Source organism: Aquisalimonas sp. APHAB1-3 (genome assembly GCF_048323695.1).
Taxonomy (GTDB): domain Bacteria; phylum Pseudomonadota; class Gammaproteobacteria; order Nitrococcales; family Aquisalimonadaceae; genus Aquisalimonas.
In genome coordinates, this window is record NZ_JBLWFT010000002.1 from 231809 (window position 1) to 254491 (window position 22683).

Sequence of the window (22683 nt, forward strand, 5' to 3'; positions counted from 1 at the left end):
TTCCTCCCGGTCACGGCTCGGTGGTATGACGAGGCGTAACACGACTGCGTTCCCGCGGCTCCGCCGCGGGCGAATGCCATGATGTGTCTGTTCCGCAGAGCGGGTGGGGATCACCATCAGGTTAGCTGACGTTTTACCATACTCTTCCGTATGGTCAAGTGTTCTGCACTGACCCGGGACGTCCCTCGGTGGTGGTGGTGTCGCGGTTGCGGGCGGCGGGCCGCGCCGGGGTTACCCCGGCAGCGGGCAGGCATGGTGCTCGCCGACGCGGCCGCGGAGTGTCGCTATGACGGCGTCCACATGCACCGTGCAGCCGATCACGGTGACTGCCAGCTGCCAGCGCGCCTGCGCAGGCTGCGCCGACAGCCACGTATCCACGAGCGTTGATAGCACGCCTTCCTGACAGCCCGGCAGCGGGGCCGGGTGGGCAACCCTGCTGGGGATTCCGGCATCCTCCAGCGCACCGATGCCGGCGATGGCGCCGGCATCGAATCCCGTCAGCACGAAGCGTGAGGGGCGCAGACGGACGTCGGGAACCTCGCTGTCCAGGGCGATGAGCGCCAGTGTGACGGGGTCTCGTCGGGCGGCGGCGAACAGCACCGCGGGCAGGCCCATCTCGTCACACACCAGCACTCGCTGCCGCTCGCCCCCGGCATCCGGGAGCGGACTGCCGTGGGGCCCGTCACTGTTGCAGGGTGTGCCGCGGACCGCGTCCGCCAGTGCCGACGGTGCCTGGAAGGCGAGCCAGCCTTCCCGCGGTGAGGCATCCAGTACGCCCAGGCAGTGCTCCTGACCCGACAGGGCGAGGCGGAACCAGTGGCCCGGCCGTGCCTCCCCGGCGCAGTTGCTGGCGACACGCAGGAGCCGGCCGCCGCCGGGAAGTGCCGTGTTGGCGAGGACGGTGGTCAAGCGGTCCGATGGACGGTGACACCGTCCATGAGTGTCCGCGCGACGCGCCCTGTCAGCTCCCAGCCCAGCATCGGGGTGTTGTGTCCGCGGCTGTTCATGGTCTCGGTGGTGAGCCACCACGGGGCGGAAGGGTCGACAACGCAGAGGTCGGCAGGGGCGCCCGGGCGCAACGTGCCGGCCGCGAGGCCCAGGGCGCCCGCGGGGCCGCTGGTGACCCGGGCGATGGCGTCGGGCAGGGGCAGGAGGTTCTCGTCGTGGAGCCGCAGTGCCAGCGCCAGCAGCGTGTCGAGCCCGGAGATGCCCGGCTCGGCGGCCACGAACGGTGCGGCCTTGGCGTCGGTGTCGTGGGGCTGGTGATCGGAGCACACCGCCTCGATGGTCCCGTCCGCGACCGCCCGGCGCAGGGCGGAGCGGTCGCTCTCGCCCCGCAGCGGCGGCATGACGTTGCAGAGGCTGGCAAAGCCGCTGACGTCCATTTCCGTGAGAAACAGCTGATGCATGGCCACATCGGCGCTGACCGGCAGCCCCTCCCGGCGCGCCCGGGCAACCATGGCCGCGCCCCTGGCGGAGGACAGCCGGTTGAAGTGCACCCGCGCCCCGGTCTCCTCCACCAGCGCCAGGGCGACGGCCAGGGCAGTGGTTTCCGCCGCCACCGGGATGCCGGCGATGCCGAGCCGGGTGGCGACCCAGCCTTCGTGCATCGCACTGCCGGAGGTCAGGTCGGGGTCCTGGGGGGTGAGCATGACCGTGATGCCGTAGGTCGCCGCATATTCCAGCGCGCGCCGCAGGACCAGCCGATTGCCGACGGGCCGGCCGCCGTCGCTGACGGCAACACAGCCCGCACGGGTGAGCGCGGCCATCTGGCTCAGGTGCTCCCCCTCCAGGCCTGCGGTCAGGGCCCCGAGCGGGGCAAGCCGGCTGGCACCCGCTTTCTCGGCCTGGCCCTGCACGAGCTCCAGCACGGCGGTGCTGTCGATCACCGGCTGCGTGGCCGGTGACGCGCATACCGTGGTGATGCCGCCGGCCGCGGCGGCGTGGAGTTCGTGGACGATATCCGCCTTGTGCTTTGCTCCCGGTTCACGCAGGTGCGCGGCCAGGTCCACCAGCCCCGGGATCACCAGTTTGCCGGCGGCGTCGATGGTCTCCTGCGGCTGGAAACCGTCGGGGGGCGTGTCCAGGCCAATGATACGGCCATCCGCGACATAGAGGTCGGCGATCCGATCCACGCCCTCAGCCGGGTCCACGATCCGCCCGCCGCGGATCAGCGTGCTGCCGCTCATGCGTCCTCCTCGGCGGGCGTGCCGCGTCCTTCCAGGCACATGGACATGATCGCCATGCGCACGGCGATGCCGTTGGTCACCTGATTGAGAATGACCGAGCGTTCGCCGTCGGCCACCGCGGACTCGATCTCCACGCCGCGGTTGATGGGGCCGGGGTGCATGACGATGGCGTCGGGCTTTGCCAGCGCCAGGCGCTCCTCGGTGATGCCGTAGAGCTGATAGTACTCCTGTTCGCTGGGCAGCAGGGCCCCGCGCATGCGCTCGCGCTGCAGGCGCAGGGTGATCACCACGTCCACGTCGCGCAGGCCCTCGGTGATGTCGTGGTAGACGTGCACGCCCAGGCGCTCCACGTCCCGGGGCAGCAGAGTGCGCGGTCCCACCACCCGCACCTCACCGGCACCGAGGCCGTTGAGGGCGTGGATCTGGGAGCGCGCCACCCGGGAGTGGAGGATGTCTCCGACAATGGCCACCCGCAGCGGCTCGAAAGCGCCCTTGTGGCGGCGGATGGTGTACATGTCCAGCATGGCCTGGGTGGGATGGGCGTGGCGGCCGTCGCCGGCGTTGATCACGGCCACGTCGTCGCCCACGTGTTCGGCAATGAAGTGAGCGGCGCCGCTCTCCGCGTGGCGCACCACGAACATGTCGCACTGCATGGCCTCGAGGTTGCGCAGCATGTCCAGCAGGCTCTCGCCCTTGGAGGTGGCCGACGTGGCGACATCGATGTTGAGCACGTCGGACGACAGCCGTTTGGCGGCCAGCTCGAAGGTGGTGCGGGTCCGGGTGCTGGCCTCGAAGAACAGGTTGATCACGGTGCGGCCCCGGAGCAGGGGGACGGTCTTGATGGATTTCTCGATCACGCCCGTGAACGAGCCGGCGGTGTCGAGGATGCGTTCGAGCAGGTCCCGCGGCAGCCCCTCCGTGGTGAGAAAGTGTCGCAGCCGCCCGTGTTCGTCCAGCTGAATGTCGCGTCCGTTCATGCGGCGTCCTGAATGGTGAGTTCCAGCGGTGAGGGCCCGTGCAGTTTCACCCGCTGGCCGTCGCTGAGGGTGATGCGTGCGCCCACCACGTCGGCGGCAATGGGCAGCTCCCGTTCACCCCGGTCCACGAGCACGGCGAGCAGGACCCGCCGCGGGCGGCCGAAGTCGAAGATCTCGTTCAGGGCCGCACGGACCGTGCGGCCGCTGTAGAGCACGTCGTCCACGAGGATGATGTCCCGGTCGTCCACGCTGAAGGGCAGGTTCGACGGCCGTACCTGCGGGTGCACGCCCCGGGTGCCCACATCGTCCCGGTAGAAGGCGATGTCCAGGGTGCCCAGGGGCGTCTCGGGCGCCAGTTTCCGGTGCAGCGCTTCGGCGATCCAGGCGCCGCCGGAGTGGATGCCGATGATTGCCGGGGCGTCCACCTGCCGCCGTTTCAACTCGGCGCGCAGGTCGTCGCTCATCTGCTGCACCAGCGTGTCCACCGAGGCAAGTGTCGTCATGGGGAGTGATCCGCTAACCAGGTTTCGAGAATGATGCAGGCGGCCATCATATCAACGGCCGGGTCCGGGCCGCGACCGCGACGGCGCCGTCTGCCCGTCTCGGCAAGCCGCTCCTCGGCAGCGCGCGAGCTGAGCCGCTCGTCCACCAGGTGGACGGTGAGCCCGAAACGCCCCTGCAGCTGCCGTGCGAACCGCTCCGCGCCCTGGGTGACCGCGTTGCTGGTGCCGTCTGCGTGTTCGGGGCGCCCCACAACCACGGCTGTGGGCTGCCACTCGCGGATCAGCTTCTCGATGCGATCCCAGTCGGGGCGGCCTTCGGCCGGGCAGTCCACCGTCACCAGCGGACGGGCGGCACCGGTGATGGTCTCGCCGACGGCGACGCCGACCCGGCGGCGGCCGTAGTCGAAGCCGAGCAGCGTCGACCCGGTCACGCGTGCCCGGCGTCCGACGACAGCAGCGTGAGGTCGACCCCGAGCAGCGCGGCGGCCGCCTGCCAGCGTTCACCAGCGCCGCGCGAGAAGATGATCTCCGGATCGGCGGGTCCGTTGAGCCAGGCGTTCTGGGCCAGCTCCTCCTCGAGTTGCCCCGGCTCCCAGCCGGCGTAGCCAAGGGCGACCAGGTAGCGCTCCGGCCCCTTGCCCTCGGCAATGGCGGCCAGCACGTCGCGGGAGGTGGTGACCGAAACCTGCTCGGAGACCTGCAGGCTCGAATCCCACTGCTGATCGGGGCTGTGCAGGACGAACCCGCGTTCGCGCTGAACCGGACCACCCATGTAGACGGTCCTGCCGGCGATCTCCGCGGTCGCCGGGGTGATGTCCAGGTGTTCCAGCAGCTCGCCGAGGGTCACGTCGGTGGGGCGATTGATGATGATGCCGAGGCCGCCCTCGGTATTGTGCTCGCACATGTACGCCACGGTCTGATGGAAGTTCGGATCTTCCAGCGTGGGCATGGCGATCAGAAAGTGATTGGTCAGGGATGCATGTTCGTCCATGGGCTCAGTATCCGTCACCGGGAGGTGCCTTCTCAAGCACAGTCACCTCGCTTCCAGCTCACCGCCGCTGACGAACTCCCAGGTCCGGGTGATCACCAGCTGGTCCTTGCCGTCGAGCACCTCCTCCGGAATGGCCTCGAACGGCCCGGCGAGCTCGACCACGCGCTTCGCCGATTCGTCCAGCAGCTGGTGGGGCGAGCGTTCGAGCAGTCTCACCTCCACGACGCTGCCGTCGGGGTCCAGCGTGACCTCCACGATCATGCGCCCGGAGAGCTGCTGGCGCCGTGCGTCGTCCGGGTAGTTGAGGTTGCCGACCTGCTCGATGCGTTCGATCCAGTTCTGCATGTAGGCCGCGGCGTGGTGTGCGCGGGTGCGGGCGTTGATCCGCTGCTGGGAGGGGTAGCGCGCATTCCAGTCGATGCTGCGGGAGGTATCGGCGATATCCCGGGCGACCTGTTCGTCGGCATCCACCAGGTCGCGGTTGGGGGCGTGGTCGGGTTGTGGGTCATTCTGCTCGGGTTCCGGCACGGCCGTCTCCGCGTCGTCGGTAGTGACGGTGCGGGTGTCGTCGGCGGCCGGGTCCGGGCGTCGCGTGGGCGCGGCGGAAACCAGATCGCTCATGTCGCGCGGGTCGGGCAGGAGGGAGCTGGGCTCCGCCGGCCGCATGGCTTCGTCGGCCGTTCCCCCGCCGTCCTGGTCGTCGGGCGCCAGGAAATCGTAGTCATCCGGGGTTTCGTCCGTGGGTGACTGCGCCAGCGTGATCTCGATCAGGGGCGGCGTGTCGCGCTCACCGAGGGGCATGGTGAAGCCGACGCCCAGCAGCACGGCGCCGTGCAGTGCGGCTGCCATGAACAGCGTCATGCCGAGGCGATCGCCGGGGCTGATGCGGGGCTTACTCATGCATGGATCTTCGCGGGTCGCGGGTGTCTTGGTTGAGTCGGCGGAGCAGGCTCGCGGTTATCATACCATTGAGGCAGCCGAAGGCGACCGCGGCCGTGAGCAGCACCGGCAGCAGCATCGGCAACGCCGGATGCGGCACCAGCCACAGCCACGCCAGCAGGAATTGCCCCGACATGTGCGCCATGCTCGCCAGCAGGCTCAGGCCGACGGGGCCGATGCCCGGCAGCCAGCGCGCAACCCCGAGCGCGGCAACGGCGCTGACCGCGCCGGCCAGGCTGAGCATGAACGTCGGCGACAGGAAGGTACCCACCAGCAGTCCCCCGGCCACCACCCGCAGGATTGCGACCCAGGCCGCCGCGCGCCAGCCGAACAGGACCAGGACGGTCACGACGATGATGTTGGCCAGCCCCGGCCGGATGCCGGGCATCGGGCTGGGTACGACGGTCTCGGCCACGTGGATGGCCACCGCCAGCGCGGCCAGCCCGGCGATGCGCAGGTCGTCCCGGTCCGGCGTGATTTCGCGGTACACGTGGCCCCCGTCGATCGTTGACTCCCGGGCGAGCGGGGGGTCAGTACGTTTTTCCGTCCAGGCCATGGCCGGGGCGGCCGGTGATCTCCACCACCACCCGGTTCGGCAGGCAGACCGTGCTCTCGCCCGCGCCCTCGATCCAGCCGTCGCGCACGCAGAGTTGCCGTGCCCCGGGGGATTCCACCACGCGGATGCGGCCATCGGCCACCTGCAGCCGGGTGGTCCCCAGGTGGCCGGCAATGGCATGTTCGCCGTCGCGGTCCAGGTTCAGGGTGGTGACCACCTCGCCACCGACGGACACCCGCGCTTCCCGCCCGGCCCCGCCGGGTTGCCAGAGCAGGGAGTACAGGCTGGCCACGAGCAGGATGGCGCCAAGCAGCAACCCGGCATCGACGCGGGTCATGGTGTCTGGATGACCTCCAGTGAGGCGCCGCTGTCGGCGTCCAGGCTCAGTCGTTCCGCCATCGCTGCCGTGGCGGTGACGGTATTGTCCGGTGCAACCACCAGGACGTCGCGCAGGTCGAGGTCCACGGCGACCTGCGGCCAATCCTCCGGCCCGGCGACCAGCAGTGCGGTGGCTGCGGCATCCGCCAGGGCCGGGTCGTCGTGGATGACAGTGACCGACTCCAGGCCGTCCGCCGGCATGCCCGTCTCAGGGTCCAGCACATGGTGATACCAGGTACCGTCGTGCTGGAACCCCCGTTCATAGGTGCCGGAGGTGAAAACGGCATCACCGCCACGAACGCCCAGGGTTCCGAGTACACCCTGACCGCCCGGGTTGCTAATGCCAATGGCCCAGTCCCGACTGCCCGGTTGACCGACGGTGATCAGGTCGCCGCCGGCGTTGACGATGGCGGCCTCTATTTCGGCATCCTCCAGCATGGTACGCAGCTCCCCCAGTGCGATGCCCTTGGCCACGGCGCCAAAATCGAGCTGGAGGTCGCGCCGGGTGGTCTCCATGCGCCCGTTGGTTCGGCCCAGGTCGGCGGCGCTATAGGGGGCGGCCCGCCAGGCGTCAATGGTGGAATCGGCGGGTGGGGTGGCGTCAGGTTCCAGGGTCTCGCCGTGGAAGCCCCAGTCCTTGATAAGCTTGCCGGTTCCCGGGTCCATGCGGTAGCCGGTACGTTCTGCCAGGGACAGTCCAGTCTCGAGCAGGGGCGCCAGAGCATCCGGCACGGCGGCTTCGCCATGCGCCTGCAGTTCCGCGTTGAACCGCGTGAGCTCACTCTCTTCCCAGGCGTGCCATTGCGCGTGGCGCCGTGAGAGGGCGTGCTCGATATCCTCGAGCAGTGCGTCGCTCGTTCCCTTTGGTGAACCGTAAAGGCTGACCTCGACCACGGTGCCGAAGACCAGCAGGCGCTGATGCTGGAAGTCCGGTTCCCGGTCACAGCCCGCGAGCAGCGCGGTCAGGGCCGCCAGTGAGGTCGCAATGCGTGTGGTCATGCGGGCCGTCATAGGTCAGCGGCGATTCGGTCCAGAAACTGGCCGCCGATATCCGTGCCGTTGATGGCATCCAGCTCGCGCACGCACGTGGGGCTGGTGACGTTGATCTCGGTCAGGTAATCACCGATCACGTCGAGCCCGACGAAGCGCAGACCGCGCTCAACCAGCGTCGGCCCGACCTGCTGACAGATCCAGCGGTCCCGCTCGGTCAGCGGGACGCTCTCGCCGCGGCCGCCCGCGGCGAGGTTGCCGCGGGTCTCGCCCGCCGCGGGAATGCGCGCCAGGGCCGCGTCCACTGGTTCGCCATCAATGACGAGAATGCGCTTGTCGCCGTCGCTGATCTCGGGCAGGTAGCGCTGCGCCATGATGTATGCCTGGCCGTCGGCGGTGAGCGTGTCGATGATCACGGAGGTGTTCGGATCGCCTTGCTCCACCACGAACACGGAGCGGCCGCCCATGCCGTCCAGCGGCTTGAGGACCGCCTTGCCCTGTTCGGCGATGAATGCCCGCAACCGGTCGCGGCTACAGTCCACCAGCGTGGGGGCGCAGCATTGTGCAAAATGCGCGGTGAACAGCTTCTCGTTGGCGTCACGCAGCCCGGCCGGCCGGTTGACGACACGGGCGCCTGCGGCCTCCGCGCGCTCCAGCAGGTGGGTGGCGTAGGTGAACTGGGCGTCCACGGGCGGATCCTTGCGCATGAGAATGACGTCCAGGTCGCCGAGGCGTACCTCCGACGGGTCGCTCAGGGTGAACCAGTCGGTGTTGTCATCCCGCACATCCAGGGACCGGTTGCGCCCCCTGGCCTCGCCGTCGCGGAGGAAGAGATCACCCAGCTCGAAGTAATGAAGCGTCCAGCCGCGCCGGCGGGCGGCGAGCAGCATGGCGAGGGAGGTGTCCTTCCAGGGTTTGATCTGCTGGATCGGGTCCATGACGACCCCGAGGTGAATGGTCATGGCACATGACTCCATGGGTGTGGTCGGGATAACCGGAGGTTGGTCGTCAATCCGGTGTGGCGACGACGTTCACAGTTCTGCAGCAGCAGGCCTGCTAGCGTGGAGAAACACATTCCGGGATCCGGTCCGCTCCACTCGCCGGTCGCCGTCCTGCTAGCACGTGACGGGCTCATATGTTACATAGACCCACACGACTATGGAACGGAAGCCGCTCGGTGCTGTGCTGCAGCGCCGGACACAACAGAAAAGTCGGGGGAGTTGGTGGATAAGGAAACCAGTCAGAACGGACTCTCGGGCCTGAAGGTCATGGTCATCGACGACAGCAAGACCATCCGCCGCACGGCCGAGACGCTGCTCAAGAAGGAAGGCTGCGAAGTCATTACCGCGAATGACGGCTTCGAAGCCCTGGCCAAGATCGCCGACCTCAAGCCAAGCATCATCTTCGTGGACATCATGATGCCGCGGCTGGACGGCTACCAGACCTGTGCGCTCATCAAGCACAACCAGATGTTCAAGCATACGCCGGTCATCATGCTGTCCAGCAAGGACGGCCTGTTCGACCGTGCGCGGGGGCGGATCGTCGGCTCACAGGAATACCTGACCAAGCCGTTTACGCGCGACGAATTGCTGGGGGCAATCAAGCGCCACCTGACCCAGGCTGCATAGCATTGCGGTTGCTGTCCCGGCGGATATGGAAGCGCTCTTGGGGCGCACGCATTGGGGGGTACGCACGAGCGTGTGCGTCCATCCGGCGATCCACAGGATAGATCACGGATTACGGGAGACAGGCCGAATGACCCGGGTACTCATTGTTGACGACTCGCCAACAGAGACATACGTCCTCAGGGAGATGCTCGAGAAGCATGACTACGAGGTGAGCGTTGCCGAGAACGGCGAGGACGGCATCCGGCAGGCGCAGGAATCCGCGCCGGACGTCATTCTCATGGATATCGTGATGCCCGGCGTCAATGGGTTCCAGGCTACGCGCAAGCTCAGCAAGGATCCGGCTACCTCGACCATCCCCATCGTCATCATCAGCACCAAGGACCAGGACACGGATCGGATCTGGGGCATGCGCCAGGGGGCCCGGGACTACATCAGCAAGCCTGTCACGGAACAGGAGCTGCTGGAAAAGGTCCAGGCCGCCCTCAGTGGTTGAGGCGCGAACACCATGACCGGGACCGCCTTTGACCTGCTTGAGGACATGGAGCGCCTGGGGCGTGACCATGCCGCCGACCTGCCAGCGCAGGAGGAGCACAGCGAAGACTGGGTCGGTGTCGGATTCCGGCTCGGGGCGCAGCGTTTCGCGTCCCCCATGACCGAAGTTGCCGAGCTGCTGAAGTATCCGGAGTTGGCGCCGGTACCGCGCACACGGCCCTGGGTGCGCGGCATGGCCAATGTTCGTGGCACGCTGCTCCCGATCATGGACCTCAACGGCTTTATCGGGGATCACAATTCCAGCCTGACCCGGCTCAGCCGGGTGCTGGTGATCCCGATCGAGAACGCATACACCGGTCTGCTGGTGGACGAGGTGTTTGGCTTGCGGCACTTCCCGCGGGAGGCCCTGCAAGGCGTGCCCGAGGACGTGCCCGAGCCTTGTGCACCGTTCGTCACCGGTAGTGTGACGCATCACGGCGAACGATGGCTGCTGTTCAGCATGCGCGCACTCGTGAATGACCCGCAGTTTCTGATGGTGGCGAGCTGACCGGGTTGCAACCGGGCTTGCCGTGGACCGGTCGAGACCGCGACGGCGGGTGTGAATGGGGCATCACGCCCGGTGCCATGGAGGGCCGGCGGCGGACGATGGAGGCCGTTCACCGGCCCGGGGGCAGGATTTCATTGGAGGGACAGCACACATGAAAGGTGCGCAGAACACCGCGCCGGCGGAGCGGATCGGCAAAGCCGTCACCGTTCTCAGCGGGCTTGTCATTGTCGCGATCATTCTCATGGTCGTAAGTTTCGCCTATAGCGCCTATCACGCCCGCTACGACGCGGAGTACATCGAACGGGCGGAAGCCGTTCGCGTGCTGTCGCAGACTGTTGCCAAGAACGCTTCCGAGGCCGCCAACGGACGGACCGACGCATTCTTCATGCTTCAGGATGCCCGCGACGAGCTCGCCGAGCACTACGCGGTCCTCACCGACGGCAACCCTGAGACCGGCCTGCCGGCCACGGCCGAGGTGAGTGAGGAGGCCGGAGAGCAGCTTGGCCAGGTTAGCCGCGCGTGGCTGCGGATCGATGGCCACGTGGCGACCATCATGGATCGGCAGGGCATGGTCGTGACGGTCAACGAGCTGGCCGACCGCTTCCGCGTGTCGGTGCCCGAGCTGCAGCGCGTGGCGGAGGATGCCGCCACCGATCTTGCCGAGGCCGGCGCACCAGCCGCCCAAGGCTACTACGTCGGGCAACTGATGCTGCACAGCGAGCGCATTCGCCGGCACACTGGCGACATGCTGCGTGGCGGAGTCGGCAACGAGCTGGCCGATCAGCGTCTTGACCAGAGCAAGGATGATCTCCGTCTGGTGCTCGACTCGCTTCTGGGTGACGGTGAGCTGCCGGTGCCCGCGGTCACTGATGGCCAGGTGCTGGCGTCGCTCCAGGCGGTGGATGAACGGTTCGGCGTGCTGGAGCAGGAGGTGGAGGAGATACTTGCCGGCGCTTCCGATCTTTACCTGGTGCGGGACGCCGCATCCGAGATCTTCAGCGATTCACGGCAGATCGACGCGGCCAGCAATGGCTTGCTGAACGTCTACCGTGACCTTCCCGCCGCCCGGCCGCTGCAGGAGTGGTACGGCTTCGCATTCGGCGGGCTGGCGCTGGTCCTGCTGGTGACCCGCGGCTTCCTCACCCGTGTACAGGCGCGGCAGGAACTCGCCGCCTCGGAAGAAGAGAAGCAGCGCGCGGACGAGCAGTCACGCAGGAACCAGCAGGCCATTCTTGACCTCCTGGACGAGATCCAGGGGCTGTCCGAGGGTGACCTGACCGTACAGGCGTCGGTGGACGAGGCGTTCACCGGCGCCATCGGTGACGCCTTCAACGACGCCATTGAAGCGCTGCGCAGCCTGGTCACCACCATCAACGACACCTCGGTGCAGGTCTCCTCGGCGGCGCAGCAGACGCAGGCGACAGCCATGCACCTGGCCGAGGCATCGGATCACCAGGCGCATCAGATCACGGCCGCGTCGGCCGCTGTCAACGAGATGGCTGTGTCCATCGACCAGGTGTCGAAGAACTCCGAGGAGTCAGCCGACGTGGCGCAGCGCTCGGTGGAGCTGGCGACCCGCGGCAGTGAAACCGTGCGCCGGACCATCGACGGCATGGATTCCATCCGCGAGCAGATCCAGGAGACGTCCAAGCGCATCAAGCGTCTGGGCGAGTCATCCCAGGAGATCGGCAACATCGTCGAGCTGATCAACGACATCGCCGACCAGACCAACATCCTGGCGCTGAACGCTTCCATCCAGGCCGCCATGGCCGGTGAGGCGGGGCGCGGCTTCGCGGTGGTCGCCGACGAAGTGCAGCGGCTGGCAGAGCGCTCCGGCAATGCCACCAAGCAGATCGAAGCCCTGGTGAAGACCATCCAGACGGACACCAACGAGGCGGTGATCTCCATGGAACAGTCCACCTCGGGGGTGGTCAGCGGCGCGCACCAGGCGGAAGAGGCCGGCGAGGCGCTGCGCGAGATCGAAACCACGTCCCAGCAACTGGCGGGGCTGATCCAGAACATCTCGGAGGCAGCGGGACAGCAGGCCCAGGCCGCGGCCAACATCTCGGACACCATGAACGTCATCCAGGAGATCACGTCGCAGACCTCGGCGGGTACCAACGAAACGGCGACATCCATTGGCAATCTCGCGGATCTGGCCAACGAGCTGCGTGAATCCGTTGCCGGGTTCAAGCTGCCTGACAACCGGGGTTGAATGCGGTGAGCGTGGCGGCGGCGAATCAACAGCGCACCGATCTCTGGCAGGCAAACGGTCTGCCGGAGATGGATGATCGGCAGTTCGCCTGCTGGGCGTCGCTGCTGGAGCGCCGTACCGGCATGACCATGCCGCCGGAGCGCAAGTCGTTCCTCGTCACCAGCGTTGGCCTGCGCATGCGCGAGGTGGGCTTCCAGGACTACGATGCCTACTACCGCCATCTGCAGTCCGGTGTGGCCGGCAATCTGGAGTGGGCCGCGCTGGTGGACCGGCTGACGGTGCACGAGACCCGCTTCTTCCGTGATCCCGTGGCAGTGGCCTATCTCGCGGAGACCGCGCTGCCGCAGCTCATCAGCGATGGCAGTGGAGACCTCGGTCTCTGGAGTGTCGGGTGCTCCACCGGTGAAGAGGTTTATACCCTCGCCATGACGGTCGCCGACGGCCTGGCCCGCCACGCCAGTGCGGCGCACTTCGGCGTAACAGGCACGGACATCAGCCTGCAGGCACTGTCCGCCGGGCGAACGGGGGTGTATCCACTACGCCGCCTGCGGGACATCCCGCAGGCCCAGCAGGCCGCCTACTGCGAACGGGTGCCCGATCAGGACCGCTTCCGCATTACCGAGGGGCTACGTCGGCGGGTGTGTTTCGCCCAGATGAACGTGCTCAACGTGCATCTGGCCCGCCATCTGCCCATGGACATCATCTACTGCCAGAATCTGCTGATCTACTTTGACTGGACCAGACGCCAGGCCATTGTGGACGCGCTGGCGCGACATCTGCGCCCGGGTGGGTTGCTGATTCTCGGTGCCGGAGAACTGGTGCGCGGGCACCCGGAACAGCTGGAACGGGTGACGGACGCGGGTGACGTTCTGGCGTTCCGGCGGCCCACTCAGTGAATCGCGGGTGCCAATCATGAGCAATCAGCACCACAACGACGCGAGCACCCTTGGGTGGGTCCGCAGCGAGCTGGAACAGACGCTGCACCAGGCGGCGCAGGCGCTGGAAGACTACGCCCAGGACCCCGGTGACAGGACACAGTTGCGCTTCTGCGCCACCTATCTGCACCAGGTCTACGGCACGCTGCAGATGCTGGAGCTCTACGGGCTTTCCATGCTGGTTGAAGAGATGGAGCAGGTCCTCGACGGCATCATCCAGGCTGAAGCGGGCGAGCCCGGTGAGGCGGAAGAGACCCTCATGCGTGGGATTCTCTCGGTGTCCGGCTACCTGGACCGCATTCAGCACGGTGAGCGTGACAGCGGCATCCTGGTGCTGCCACTGCTCAACGATCTGCGCGCCGCCCGCGGTGAATCCCTCCTCACCGAGAACATGCTGTTCAGTCCCGACCTGCGGACGCAAGACCCCGCGTCGGACGACGATGCGAAAGCGCAGGCATCCATCCGCGAGCTCGCGCGGGAACACCGGCACGTCTACCAGCGCGCCCTGCTCGCCTACCTGCGGGGACAGGCCGTCCAGCCGAGTCTGGACCGGATGCAGGACATCCTCGACCGCCTCGACGCCGCCTCCGGAGAGGGGGCCAGAGGCAGTCTGTGGTGGATCGCCGCGGGCGTCGTGGACGGGCTCCGTCACGGCAGCCTGGAGGCCTCGCCGGCGGTCAAGAGTCTGCTCGGGCAGGTGGACCGGCATCTCAAGGCGGTCATTGCCGGAGGCGACGTGGCTGCCGACCCGCCACGGGAGTTGCTGAAGAACCTGCTCTACTACGTGAGCCAGTCCGGGGAGGGCACGGAGCGGCTGGAGCAGATCCAGCGGCGATTCGCCCTGGCCGACTCGCTCCCCGATGACCGGGACCGCGTGAAACACGCCGAAACCGGTGGCTACCGCCCTGGTTCCGACATACTGCAAAGCGTTGCCGACGCCCTGCGCGAGGACGTGACCAGCGTCAAGGACGCTCTGGACCTTTTCGTCCGCAGCGATCAGCAGGACGCCCAGCGGCTTGCCGGCATGGACGAGGCGCTGCAGCGGGTTGCCGACACCCTCGGCATGCTCGGCCTTGGCGGCGCGCGCCGGACCGTCCGGGAGCAGCTCCCGTTCGTGGAGCGGCTTGCGGCCGGCGAGTCGGCCGATGAGCCGGAACTCATGGAGTTTGCCCGCGCGCTGCTTTACGTGGAGTCAGTGCTGGACGGGCTGGCCGCTGCCGGAGATGGCGCCGACGCCGATGACCCCGACGAGGGGGATGATGCCGGCGTCGTGCAGGATAACGACCTGTTTGATATCGAGTATCGTGCGGTCTACCACACCGCCATCCGCGAGGCGGTCGCCGACATCGGTGTCATCAAGGAGGCGCTGGTCTCCCTGATGGAGGAGCGCGGCGGTGCGTCGCTGGACAACCTGGAACCGGTACTGCGCCGCCTGCAGGGCGCACTCGAAATGCTCGACCTCAAGCGCGCCGGCGGGTTGCTGGATGCGGCGGGCCGCTGCATCCGTGACGAGATTCTTGCCGTGGGTCAGCTGCCGTCCGAGGAGCGGCTCGATGCCCTCGCCGATGCCATCACCAGTCTTGAATACTACCTGGAAGCGGTTCTGGAGAATCGTTCTGGGCGGGAAAGTATTCTGGACGTGGCGGAGAACAGTGTGCGCGTGCTTGGCTACGGCGCTGCTGCCGGCGAGCCGGAATCTGAGGACGCGGCGGCCGACACCCACGCGTCCGCATCCGGCCCCGTCGGCGACGAGGAGGAGGCGCCGCAGGCCGAAACGCCGGCCGGGCCACCCGAACCACCGCGACCCGCGCCGGCGAGCCGTGGGGTGGATTTCGACATCGCGGTGGCCTCCGACCAGCTCGACGACGAGATCCTGGAGATATTTCTCGAAGAAGTGGACGAGTGCCTCGAGACCATTCGTGAGGCTTATCCACGTTGGCGGCACAACCCGGACGAGACCGACGCGCTCACCACCGTGCGCCGGATGTTCCACACGCTGAAGGGCAGCGGCAGGCTTGCCGGCGCGCTGCTCCTGGGAGAGCTCGCCTGGTCCGTGGAGCGGTTGCTCAATCGCATCATCGACGGGTATGTGGCAGCGGACAATGCCGTCTTTGCCGTGCTCGACGAAGCCGTCGAGGCCATCCCGTTACTCGTCGACGAGCTTCAGGGTGGGCCGCCAACCCGGAATGACGTGCGGGAGCTGATGCGGCGTGCCGTGGCATTGGCGGACGGCGACGAGGAACCGCGCCCGGTTGCGGACACCGCCGTCGCCACCGACGCTGATCCAGCCGAAGCCGAAGCCGAAGCCGAAGCCGAAGCCGAAGCCGAAGCCGAAGCCGAAGCCGAAGCCGAAGCCGAAGCCGAAGCCGAAGCCGAAGCCGAAGCCGAAGCCGAGCCCGAGCCCGAGCCCGAGCCCGAGCCCGGTCCGGCGATGGATGCCGCACTTTACGAGATCTTCCGCAACGAGACAGCCGATCACCTGGGCGTCGTTCGTGCGTTTCTGTCCGCATGCCGGGAGACGGCCGATGGCACCGTCACCGATGACCTGCTGCGCGCCCTCCACACCCTGAGCGGCAGTGCCCGCATGGCAGACGTGGGTGCAGTGGCCACCCTGGCGCGCGACATGGAGCTCCATGCCGCCATGCGCCACGATGAAAACCGCCCCCTCGAAGACCATGACTGTGCGCTGCTTGAGCGGGGTGTCGACCTGCTGGACGCCATTGTCACCGCTCTGGGTCGCAGCGCGCCACTGCCGGACATCGCGCTGCTGCGGGAGGAGTTCGCCGAGCTGGCCGTCGTGCCCGTGGAAGCCGATGATGACGGCCAGGCGTCGGGGGAAGCGCCGTCCCGGGACGCCGCGGCCGCAGCAGAGTTCGTGGCGGAGTACGATGACGACGACGTCGATCAGGACCTGGTGGAGCTGTTTCTGGAGGAGGCCGACGACATTCTCGGCTTCCTGGACGAGGCACTGGCCCGGTGGGAAGACGACCCGGAGCACGAGCGCTCCCTTGCCGAGTTGCAGCGCTCCCTGCATACGCTCAAGGGGGGCGCCCGCCTTGCTCGTTTCGACCGGATCGCCACCTTGTGCCACGCAGTGGAAAGCCTGGTAGACGCGCTGGCGAACGGTCAGCTGGCGGCGGATGACGAATTCTTCACCGTATTGCGGGACGCTTGCGACCGCCTGGCCGCGATGGTGGCGGCTGCCCGTGAGCACGGTGACAGCGGTGATGCCGAGGGGACCATTGCGCGCATCGAAACCCTGCAGGCCGGCGCCGGTGTGGCCCGGAGCGATGCCGGTGCAGTCGACGATACTGCCGATCGCGAGCTCATGGACGTCTTCCTCGAGGAGGCGGCGGAGATCCTGCAGACCATCGAGGCCTCCCAGCAGGCGTGGATGGATGCCCCGGACGACATGGAGCGGCTGCGCGACCTGGAGCGGGCGCTGCACACCCTCAAGGGCGGTGCGCGCATGGCCGGATACCGCCCGGTTGCTGATCTGAGCCATGCCATGGAGACGCTGCTGGCGCGGGCCCGGGACGGTGAAGTGGCCGTGGATCACGCGCTGTTCGACCTGCTGGAACGCAGCCATGACCGTCTCTACCGTATGCGCGAACTGGCGGAGCGTGGCGCTGCCCTGGATGACGCGGATGACCTGATTGCCGAAATCGCCGCCCTGCAACAGCGCGGTGCAGCGGCGGATCAGCCCACCGTCGCTGCGCCGGCAGCGGCAGACGTTGCCGAAGGCGCTGCCGATGACAGCACGCGGGCTGAGCCCCCAGTGGCAGCCCGGCAGGACGACGACACACCCGCCGGCGGCGACCACGTGCGCGTGCGCGCCGATCTGCTCGACCAGCTGGTCGGCCATGCCGGTGAGGTCAGTATCTACCGGGCCCGGCTCGATCAGCAGGTCGGCGCCGTACGCTTCAACCTCGGTGAGCTGAACCAGACCGTGCATCGGCTGCGGGAGCAGTTGCGTACTCTGGACATGGAGACCGAAGCCCAGATTCTCCACCGTTACGATCGTGAAGACGAGGACCAGCCCGGCCGGGCGGCGACGAGGAGCCAGGCGGACGACAGCGCCTTCGATCCACTGGAGCTGGATCGGTATACCCGCATGCAGGAGCTGTCCCGGAGCCTGGGCGAGTCGGTGAACGACCTTGCCAGCATCGAGTCCTTGCTGGATCATCTCGCTCGGGAGTCCGAGACGCTCCTCCTGCAGCAATCGCGAATCAACACCGAACTACAGGACGGCCTCATGCGGACCCGCATGGTGCCTTTCTCCAGCCTGGTGCCGAGGCTGCGGCGGATCGTCCGGCAGACCGCGGCGGAACTTGGCCGCAAGGCGCAGATCCGGGTTCAGGGTGCCCAGGGGGAAATGGACCGCACCGTACTGGATCGGGTGGTGGCGCCGCTGGAGCACATGCTGCGCAATGCGGTCGCTCACGGCATCGAGCTGCCGGAGACCCGACTGGCTGCGGGCAAGCCCGAGGCGGGCCAGATCACGCTGAGCCTGGATCGCGAGGGCGCCGAAGTAGTGATCCGGGTCGTGGACGATGGCTCCGGGATGGATCTGGACGCCATCCGCCGCAAGGCGCTGGAGCGCGGGCTGCTGCGGGACGAGGCGGAACTCACTGATCGCGAAACCATGCGGTTCGTCATGGAGCAGGGGTTCAGCACGGCCACGGAGGTGACCCAGGTTGCCGGACGCGGTGTGGGCATGGACGTGGTCAACGCCGAGATCAAGCAACTCGGCGGCGCCCTGGACATCGACTCCGAGGCCGGTGCAGGCACGCGATTCACGGTACGCCTGCCGTTCACTCTGGCCATGAACCAGGCGCTGCTGTGCACGGCCGGGGAGCAGGTCTACGCCATTCCGCTGACCAGCATCGACGGGGTCGTCCGGGTCACACGGGACCAGATGGAGACCTATCTGGCGCAGGGTGGCGATGGCGTCTACCACTACGCCGGACAGGACTATCAGGTCACCGCCCTGTCGCATCTGCTCGGCGATGGCGAACCCAATCTCGGCGGCCACCCCGGCCGTATCCCGGTCGTGCTTCTGCAGAGCGGCGATCACCGCCTTGCCATGCAGGTGGACGGTCTCATCGGTTCACGCGAGATCGTGGTCAAATCCGTCGGCCCCCAGATTAGCACCGTCCCCGGCATTCACGGCGCCACCATCCTGGCGGACGGTCGTGTCGTGCTCATTCTCGAGATGGGGGCCTTGGTCCGCCAGGGGGCGGCACCGGAGCCGGAGCACGCTGCGCCAGAGTCGGAAGAAACGGACGTCAGACCGGACGCCACGGTTCACGACGAACCGCTGGTGATGGTGGTGGACGATTCCATTACCATGCGCAAGGTTGCAGCGCGGTTGCTGGAGCGCCATCGCATGCAGGTGGTGACAGCCAGCGACGGCGTCGACGCCGTCGCCAAGCTCCAGGACACCGTCCCCGATGCCTTGGTGCTGGACATCGAGATGCCGCGCATGGACGGCTACGAGCTTGCGACGCACATGCGCAACGATGCGCGCCTGAGCGGGGTGCCCATCGTCATGGTGACGTCGCGCACTGGTGAGAAGCACCGGCAACGCGCCTACGACATCGGCGTGGATCGCTATCTGGGCAAGCCCTACCAGGAATCCGAGTTGCTGGGGAATCTGGGCGAGGTACTGACGCAGAATCATGGCGGCGACTGACACCTCAACACGGCCGGGGCGCGTTCCCGTTCAGGTCGGCCTGATCGGGACCGCCGGCTCCGCCCGCGCCACCTTGTGCGAGGGTCTGGTCCGGCACGGGCTGGCCGTGGTGGCGCAGAGTGATCTGGCCAGCATGGCCACTGAACCGTTGCAAGGGGACGTGCAGGTTCTCCTGGTGGACCTCAACGGTGCCGGCGATGCCGACCTTGACGCCCTCGACCGGCTCATGGAGCGCGATGACCTGCCGCCGATGCTGTTCAACGAAGACGCCCCTGAGCAGCATCAGGCAGTCTGGATGCGGCGGCTCGCGGGCAAGCTCATGGCCATGGCGGGTACGGGGCTGGATGGCTGCACTGCAACTGCCGGCACGCCGGTGTGGGTGCTTGGGTCGTCGTTCGGCGGGCCTGAGGCAGTGAAGCGCTTTCTCGAGGCCGTCACGGATGTGCCGGATGCCGTGTTCATCCTGGTTCAGCACATCGGTGACGGCTTTGTCGATCTGCTGGCGGCTCAGCTCAACCGCACGACGCCGTTCCGCGTGGAATCCCTGACCACGGGGGTGGCGCTGCAGCCCGGTCGGGTGTACGTCATGCCGGTGGAGCACGCACTGCAGCTTTCCGATACGGAAGAAGTCATGCTGGTCCCCGACGCCGGCGCCGATCACAGCTACAGCCCCAACATCGACGCCGTGCTAACGGCCGTGGCGCAGGTCTATGGGCCGCGCGCCGGAGCGATCATCTTCAGCGGCATGGGCGATGACGGCGCCGCCGGCGTGCGCGCTATCGCCGCCGCGGGTGGTGAGGTCTGGGCCCAGGACGCCGCCAGCTGTGCGATCAGCAACATGCCGGACTGCGCAGCGGCCACCGGCGTGGTGACCCGGCGCGGAAACCCAGAGGAACTGGCGGGGGCCCTGATCCAGTACCTCCGCTCCGGAGTGGCCCAGCCGCCCAGCGCCTCATGACCATGGGTGCGGAGCGCAGCATGCCCCGCCAGAACGAGAAGGACGAGTCCATGCCCGAATCCGATGGCGCGATCCGCAGCCTCCTGCTACCGCTCGACGATACCTACCTGCTGCTTCCCGGCACCGTCGTGGCGGAGGTGGTCGGTTACACCACCCCTCAGCCGGCGGCGCTGGACGAACCACCGGAGTGGCTGCTCGGTTTCGTGACCTGGCGTGGCCAGCAGGTGCCCTGCGTCGCCTTTGAAGCGCTGAACGGCCAGACGCTCGGCACTCCAGGGACCCGGGCGCGGACCGTGGTGCTCAAGGCCCTCGGCGCCCGCTCCGGCATGCCCTACATTGCCCTGCGGACACGCGGCATTCCGCGACTGATCAATGTCGAGCGGGAGGGTATCGAACCGCTGGATGAGCCGGATGCGCTGGGCCCGGCGGTGCGTGAGGCGGTGCTCGCCCATGGCGAACCCGCCCTGATTCCGGACATGGACGTCCTGGAGTCCCGGACGCACCGGCTGCTGGTGAGCTGAGGTGCGTGTCCCCAGGATCCACGTGGCCGAGACGCTGGAAGAGGGCCGGGAGCTCCTCCTCGAAGGCGCCGCCGCCAATCACCTGAGGGTGCTGCGTCTGCGCAGCGGGCATCCGCTGGTGGTCTTCGACGGGCACGGGCTCAGCCACGACGCCGAACTGTGCACCATCGAGCGTCGCCGGGCCACGGTGCTGCTCGGTGCCCGCCGGGATGAGCCGGCCGAGTCGCCGCTGCCGACCGTCCTGATCCAGGGGGTGAGCAAGGGCGACCGCATGGACTGGGCGATCCAGAAGGCGGTGGAGCTGGGAGTCACGCAGATCGTGCCGGTACTCACCGCCCGCAGCGTTGCCAACACCGATACGGACCGGCTGCGCAAGAAGGACGCGCACTGGCACGGGGTCATGGTGAGCGCCTGCGAACAGTGCGGCCGCAGCGTTCTGCCGCGACTGGAGCCTGTTCAGCGGCTCATGGATTGCTGGGAGGCCCTGCCCGGCGGTATGCGACTGGTGCTGCATCCGGACGACGGTCAGCGCCTCGGTGAGCTCACTGCCCCCGGCGGTGAAGGCTGCAGCCTGCTGGTGGGGCCGGAAGGGGGCTTGAACGACCAGGAGCTGACCGCCGCCCGGGGGCAGGGGTTTGCGCCGGTGCGTCTCGGGCCGCGCGTTCTGCGGACCGAGACGGCGGGCGTGGCAATGCTGGCCGCCCTGCAGGCGCTCTGGGGTGATCTGGCCTGAGGGCCCTCAGTCGCGGGTGGCGATATCGATGCCCTCGGCCGCCACCGTGGCCAGGTGGTCGATCTGCTCTTCGGTAATGACGTAGGGCGGCATGAAATACACCACGTTGCCCAGCGGGCGGAGCAGCGCCTCGCGGGTCAGAGCGTGCTGGTAGACGCGGATGCCGCGGCGTTCCTGCCACGGGAACGGGGCCTGCGCTGACTTGTCGCGTACCATCTCCATGGCCAGCACCATGCCGTGCTGGCGGATCTCCCCCACGTGCGGATGGTCTTCCAGATGGGCAACAGCCCGGCGCATGTGGGCTGACAGCGCCCGGTTGCGGGCGATGACGTCGTCGTCCCGGAAGATGTCGAGGGTCGCCAGGGCCGCACGGCAGGCGATGGGGTTGCCCGTGTAGCTGTGGGAGTGCATGAACGCCCGCAGGGTGGCGAAATCGTCGTAGAACGCCTCGTAGACGTGGTCGCTGGTCAGTACCACCGCCAGGGGCAGATAGCCGGCGGTCAGCCCCTTGGAGAGCAGCAGGAAGTCCGGGACGATGCCGGCCTGCTCGCAGGCGAACAGCGTCCCCGTGCGACCGAACCCGGTGGCGATCTCGTCGGCGATCAGGTGGACCCCGTGCCGGTCGCAGGCCTCGCGCAGGAGTTCCAGGTAGACCGGGTCGTACATGCGCATGCCGGTGGCACACTGGAGCAGGGGCTCGACGATGACGGCGGCCGTTTCGTGGGCATGCGCCTCCAGCGCCGCCTCCATGTGGGCGAACATGCGCCGGCTGTGTTGCTCCCAGCTCATGTCCGGATCCCGGTGAAAGCAGTCCGGGGAGGGGACCGTAACCGCTTCCATCAGCAGCGGCTTGTAGGTCTCCTTGTAGAGGGCTACATCGCCCACGCCCAGGGTGCCGAGCGTCTCGCCGTGGTAGCTCTGGGTCAGGGTGATGAACTTGGTCTTGTTTGGATTGCCGCAGTTCTTCCAGTAATGGTAGCTCATCTTCAGCGCCACCTCGACGGCGCTGGAGCCATTGTCCGTATAGAAGCACCGGCTCAGGGGGGCGGGCGTGATCTCCACCAGTCGTTCCGAGAGCTCCACCACCGGTTCGTGAGAGAAACCGGCCAGGATGACGTGCTCGAGGTTGTCGATCTGGTCCTTCAGCGCGGCGTTGATGCGGGGGTTGGCGTGCCCGAACAGGTTCACCCACCAGGAGCTTATGGCGTCCAGGTAGCGGTTGCCGTCAAAGTCGTGCAGCCAGATGCCCTCGCCGCGCTTGATCGGGACCAGGGGCAGCCACTCGTGGTCCTTCATCTGGGTACACGGGTGCCAGACGGCGTTCAGGTCGCGCGCGATGACGTCGCGGTTACTCATGATCCTGCTCCACGCTGCGGGTTCGATGGCCGTAAACGAAAAACGCCTCTTCAGGTTTACATCCTGAAGAGGCGTTCGAC

The 22683-nt window shown here is 67.6% G+C and carries 21 protein-coding genes; 9 read left to right on the forward strand and 12 right to left on the reverse strand.

Going from position 1 to position 22683, the window contains the following annotated elements:
- Positions 1–231: 231 nt before the first annotated feature.
- Genes ACNSTU_RS06330 through gshB form a run of 11 tightly spaced genes read right to left on the reverse strand, consistent with a single transcriptional unit; the run spans position 232 to position 8485 of the window.
- On the reverse strand, positions 232–909 hold the full coding sequence (locus ACNSTU_RS06330) for a hypothetical protein (RefSeq protein WP_290635787.1): 678 nt from the start codon (positions 907–909) through the stop codon (positions 232–234).
- The gene (locus tag ACNSTU_RS06335; RefSeq protein ID WP_290635785.1) at positions 906–2189 is read right to left on the reverse strand and encodes a dihydroorotase; all 1284 of its coding nucleotides are present in this window, start codon (positions 2187–2189) and stop codon (positions 906–908) included. The genes ACNSTU_RS06330 and ACNSTU_RS06335 overlap by 4 nt, the downstream gene beginning before the upstream one ends.
- Positions 2186–3166, reverse strand: coding sequence for an aspartate carbamoyltransferase catalytic subunit (locus ACNSTU_RS06340; protein ID WP_290635783.1), 981 nt, complete (start codon positions 3164–3166; stop codon positions 2186–2188). Before ACNSTU_RS06340 ends, ACNSTU_RS06335 begins: the two co-directional genes overlap by 4 nt.
- Entirely contained in the window at positions 3163–3669 is a 507-nt protein-coding gene (gene pyrR / locus ACNSTU_RS06345) for a bifunctional pyr operon transcriptional regulator/uracil phosphoribosyltransferase PyrR (RefSeq protein ID WP_290635781.1), read from the reverse strand. Before pyrR ends, ACNSTU_RS06340 begins: the two co-directional genes overlap by 4 nt.
- Complete coding sequence (gene ruvX / locus ACNSTU_RS06350) at positions 3666–4100, reverse strand: Holliday junction resolvase RuvX (RefSeq protein WP_290635779.1); 435 nt, start codon at positions 4098–4100, stop codon at positions 3666–3668. Before ruvX ends, pyrR begins: the two co-directional genes overlap by 4 nt.
- Positions 4097–4660, reverse strand: a complete 564-nt coding sequence (locus ACNSTU_RS06355; RefSeq protein WP_290635776.1) for a YqgE/AlgH family protein — start codon at positions 4658–4660, stop codon at positions 4097–4099. Before ACNSTU_RS06355 ends, ruvX begins: the two co-directional genes overlap by 4 nt.
- 42 nt (positions 4661–4702) lie before the next feature.
- Positions 4703–5560, reverse strand: a complete 858-nt coding sequence (locus ACNSTU_RS06360; RefSeq protein WP_290635774.1) for an energy transducer TonB — start codon at positions 5558–5560, stop codon at positions 4703–4705.
- The gene (locus ACNSTU_RS06365) at positions 5553–6089 is read right to left on the reverse strand and encodes a Gx transporter family protein (protein WP_290635772.1); all 537 of its coding nucleotides are present in this window, start codon (positions 6087–6089) and stop codon (positions 5553–5555) included. The genes ACNSTU_RS06360 and ACNSTU_RS06365 overlap by 8 nt, the downstream gene beginning before the upstream one ends.
- A gap of 40 nt (positions 6090–6129) precedes the next feature.
- Positions 6130–6492 (reverse strand): NusG domain II-containing protein, encoded by a 363-nt coding sequence (locus ACNSTU_RS06370; protein WP_290635770.1) that lies wholly within the window; start codon positions 6490–6492, stop codon positions 6130–6132.
- Positions 6489–7532 (reverse strand): FAD:protein FMN transferase, encoded by a 1044-nt coding sequence (locus tag ACNSTU_RS06375; RefSeq protein WP_290635768.1) that lies wholly within the window; start codon positions 7530–7532, stop codon positions 6489–6491. The genes ACNSTU_RS06370 and ACNSTU_RS06375 overlap by 4 nt, the downstream gene beginning before the upstream one ends.
- Before the next feature lie 8 nt (positions 7533–7540).
- Positions 7541–8485: a glutathione synthase gene (gene gshB, locus ACNSTU_RS06380; RefSeq protein WP_290635766.1), complete on the reverse strand. Its 945-nt coding sequence runs from the start codon at positions 8483–8485 to the stop codon at positions 7541–7543.
- A gap of 306 nt (positions 8486–8791) precedes the next feature.
- Here gshB and ACNSTU_RS06385 point away from each other — a divergent pair, with 306 nt between their 5' ends.
- The 9 genes from ACNSTU_RS06385 (at position 8792) to ACNSTU_RS06425 (ending at position 21247) form a co-directional block, all read left to right on the forward strand.
- Positions 8792–9151, forward strand: coding sequence for a response regulator (locus ACNSTU_RS06385; protein ID WP_091644100.1), 360 nt, complete (start codon positions 8792–8794; stop codon positions 9149–9151).
- 127 nt (positions 9152–9278) lie between these two features.
- Positions 9279–9644 carry a response regulator gene (locus ACNSTU_RS06390; RefSeq protein ID WP_290635764.1) on the forward strand — a complete coding sequence of 122 codons (366 nt, stop codon included), beginning with the start codon at positions 9279–9281 and terminating at the stop codon, positions 9642–9644.
- A gap of 12 nt (positions 9645–9656) precedes the next feature.
- Entirely contained in the window at positions 9657–10190 is a 534-nt protein-coding gene (locus ACNSTU_RS06395) for a chemotaxis protein CheW (RefSeq protein WP_290635762.1), read from the forward strand.
- A gap of 151 nt (positions 10191–10341) precedes the next feature.
- Positions 10342–12405, forward strand: coding sequence for a methyl-accepting chemotaxis protein (locus ACNSTU_RS06400; RefSeq protein WP_290635760.1), 2064 nt, complete (start codon positions 10342–10344; stop codon positions 12403–12405).
- 5 nt (positions 12406–12410) lie between these two features.
- The gene (locus tag ACNSTU_RS06405) at positions 12411–13301 is read left to right on the forward strand and encodes a CheR family methyltransferase (RefSeq protein WP_290635757.1); all 891 of its coding nucleotides are present in this window, start codon (positions 12411–12413) and stop codon (positions 13299–13301) included.
- Positions 13302–13317: 16 nt separating this feature from the next.
- A complete protein-coding gene (locus tag ACNSTU_RS06410) occupies positions 13318–19035 on the forward strand; it encodes an Hpt domain-containing protein (protein ID WP_418212181.1) in 5718 nt (1905 codons plus the stop codon).
- Entirely contained in the window at positions 19022–19993 is a 972-nt protein-coding gene (locus tag ACNSTU_RS06415) for a chemotaxis protein CheB (protein WP_290635753.1), read from the forward strand. The genes ACNSTU_RS06410 and ACNSTU_RS06415 overlap by 14 nt, the downstream gene beginning before the upstream one ends.
- 20 nt (positions 19994–20013) lie before the next feature.
- Positions 20014–20514, forward strand: a complete 501-nt coding sequence (locus ACNSTU_RS06420) for a chemotaxis protein CheW (protein ID WP_290635751.1) — start codon at positions 20014–20016, stop codon at positions 20512–20514.
- 1 nt (position 20515) lies between these two features.
- Complete coding sequence (locus tag ACNSTU_RS06425; protein ID WP_290635749.1) at positions 20516–21247, forward strand: 16S rRNA (uracil(1498)-N(3))-methyltransferase; 732 nt, start codon at positions 20516–20518, stop codon at positions 21245–21247.
- A 6-nt stretch (positions 21248–21253) separates the two neighbouring features.
- Here ACNSTU_RS06425 and ACNSTU_RS06430 read toward each other — a convergent pair whose 3' ends face one another.
- Positions 21254–22603 carry an adenosylmethionine--8-amino-7-oxononanoate transaminase gene (locus ACNSTU_RS06430; protein ID WP_418212182.1) on the reverse strand — a complete coding sequence of 450 codons (1350 nt, stop codon included), beginning with the start codon at positions 22601–22603 and terminating at the stop codon, positions 21254–21256.
- Between the last annotated feature and the right edge of the window lie 80 nt (positions 22604–22683).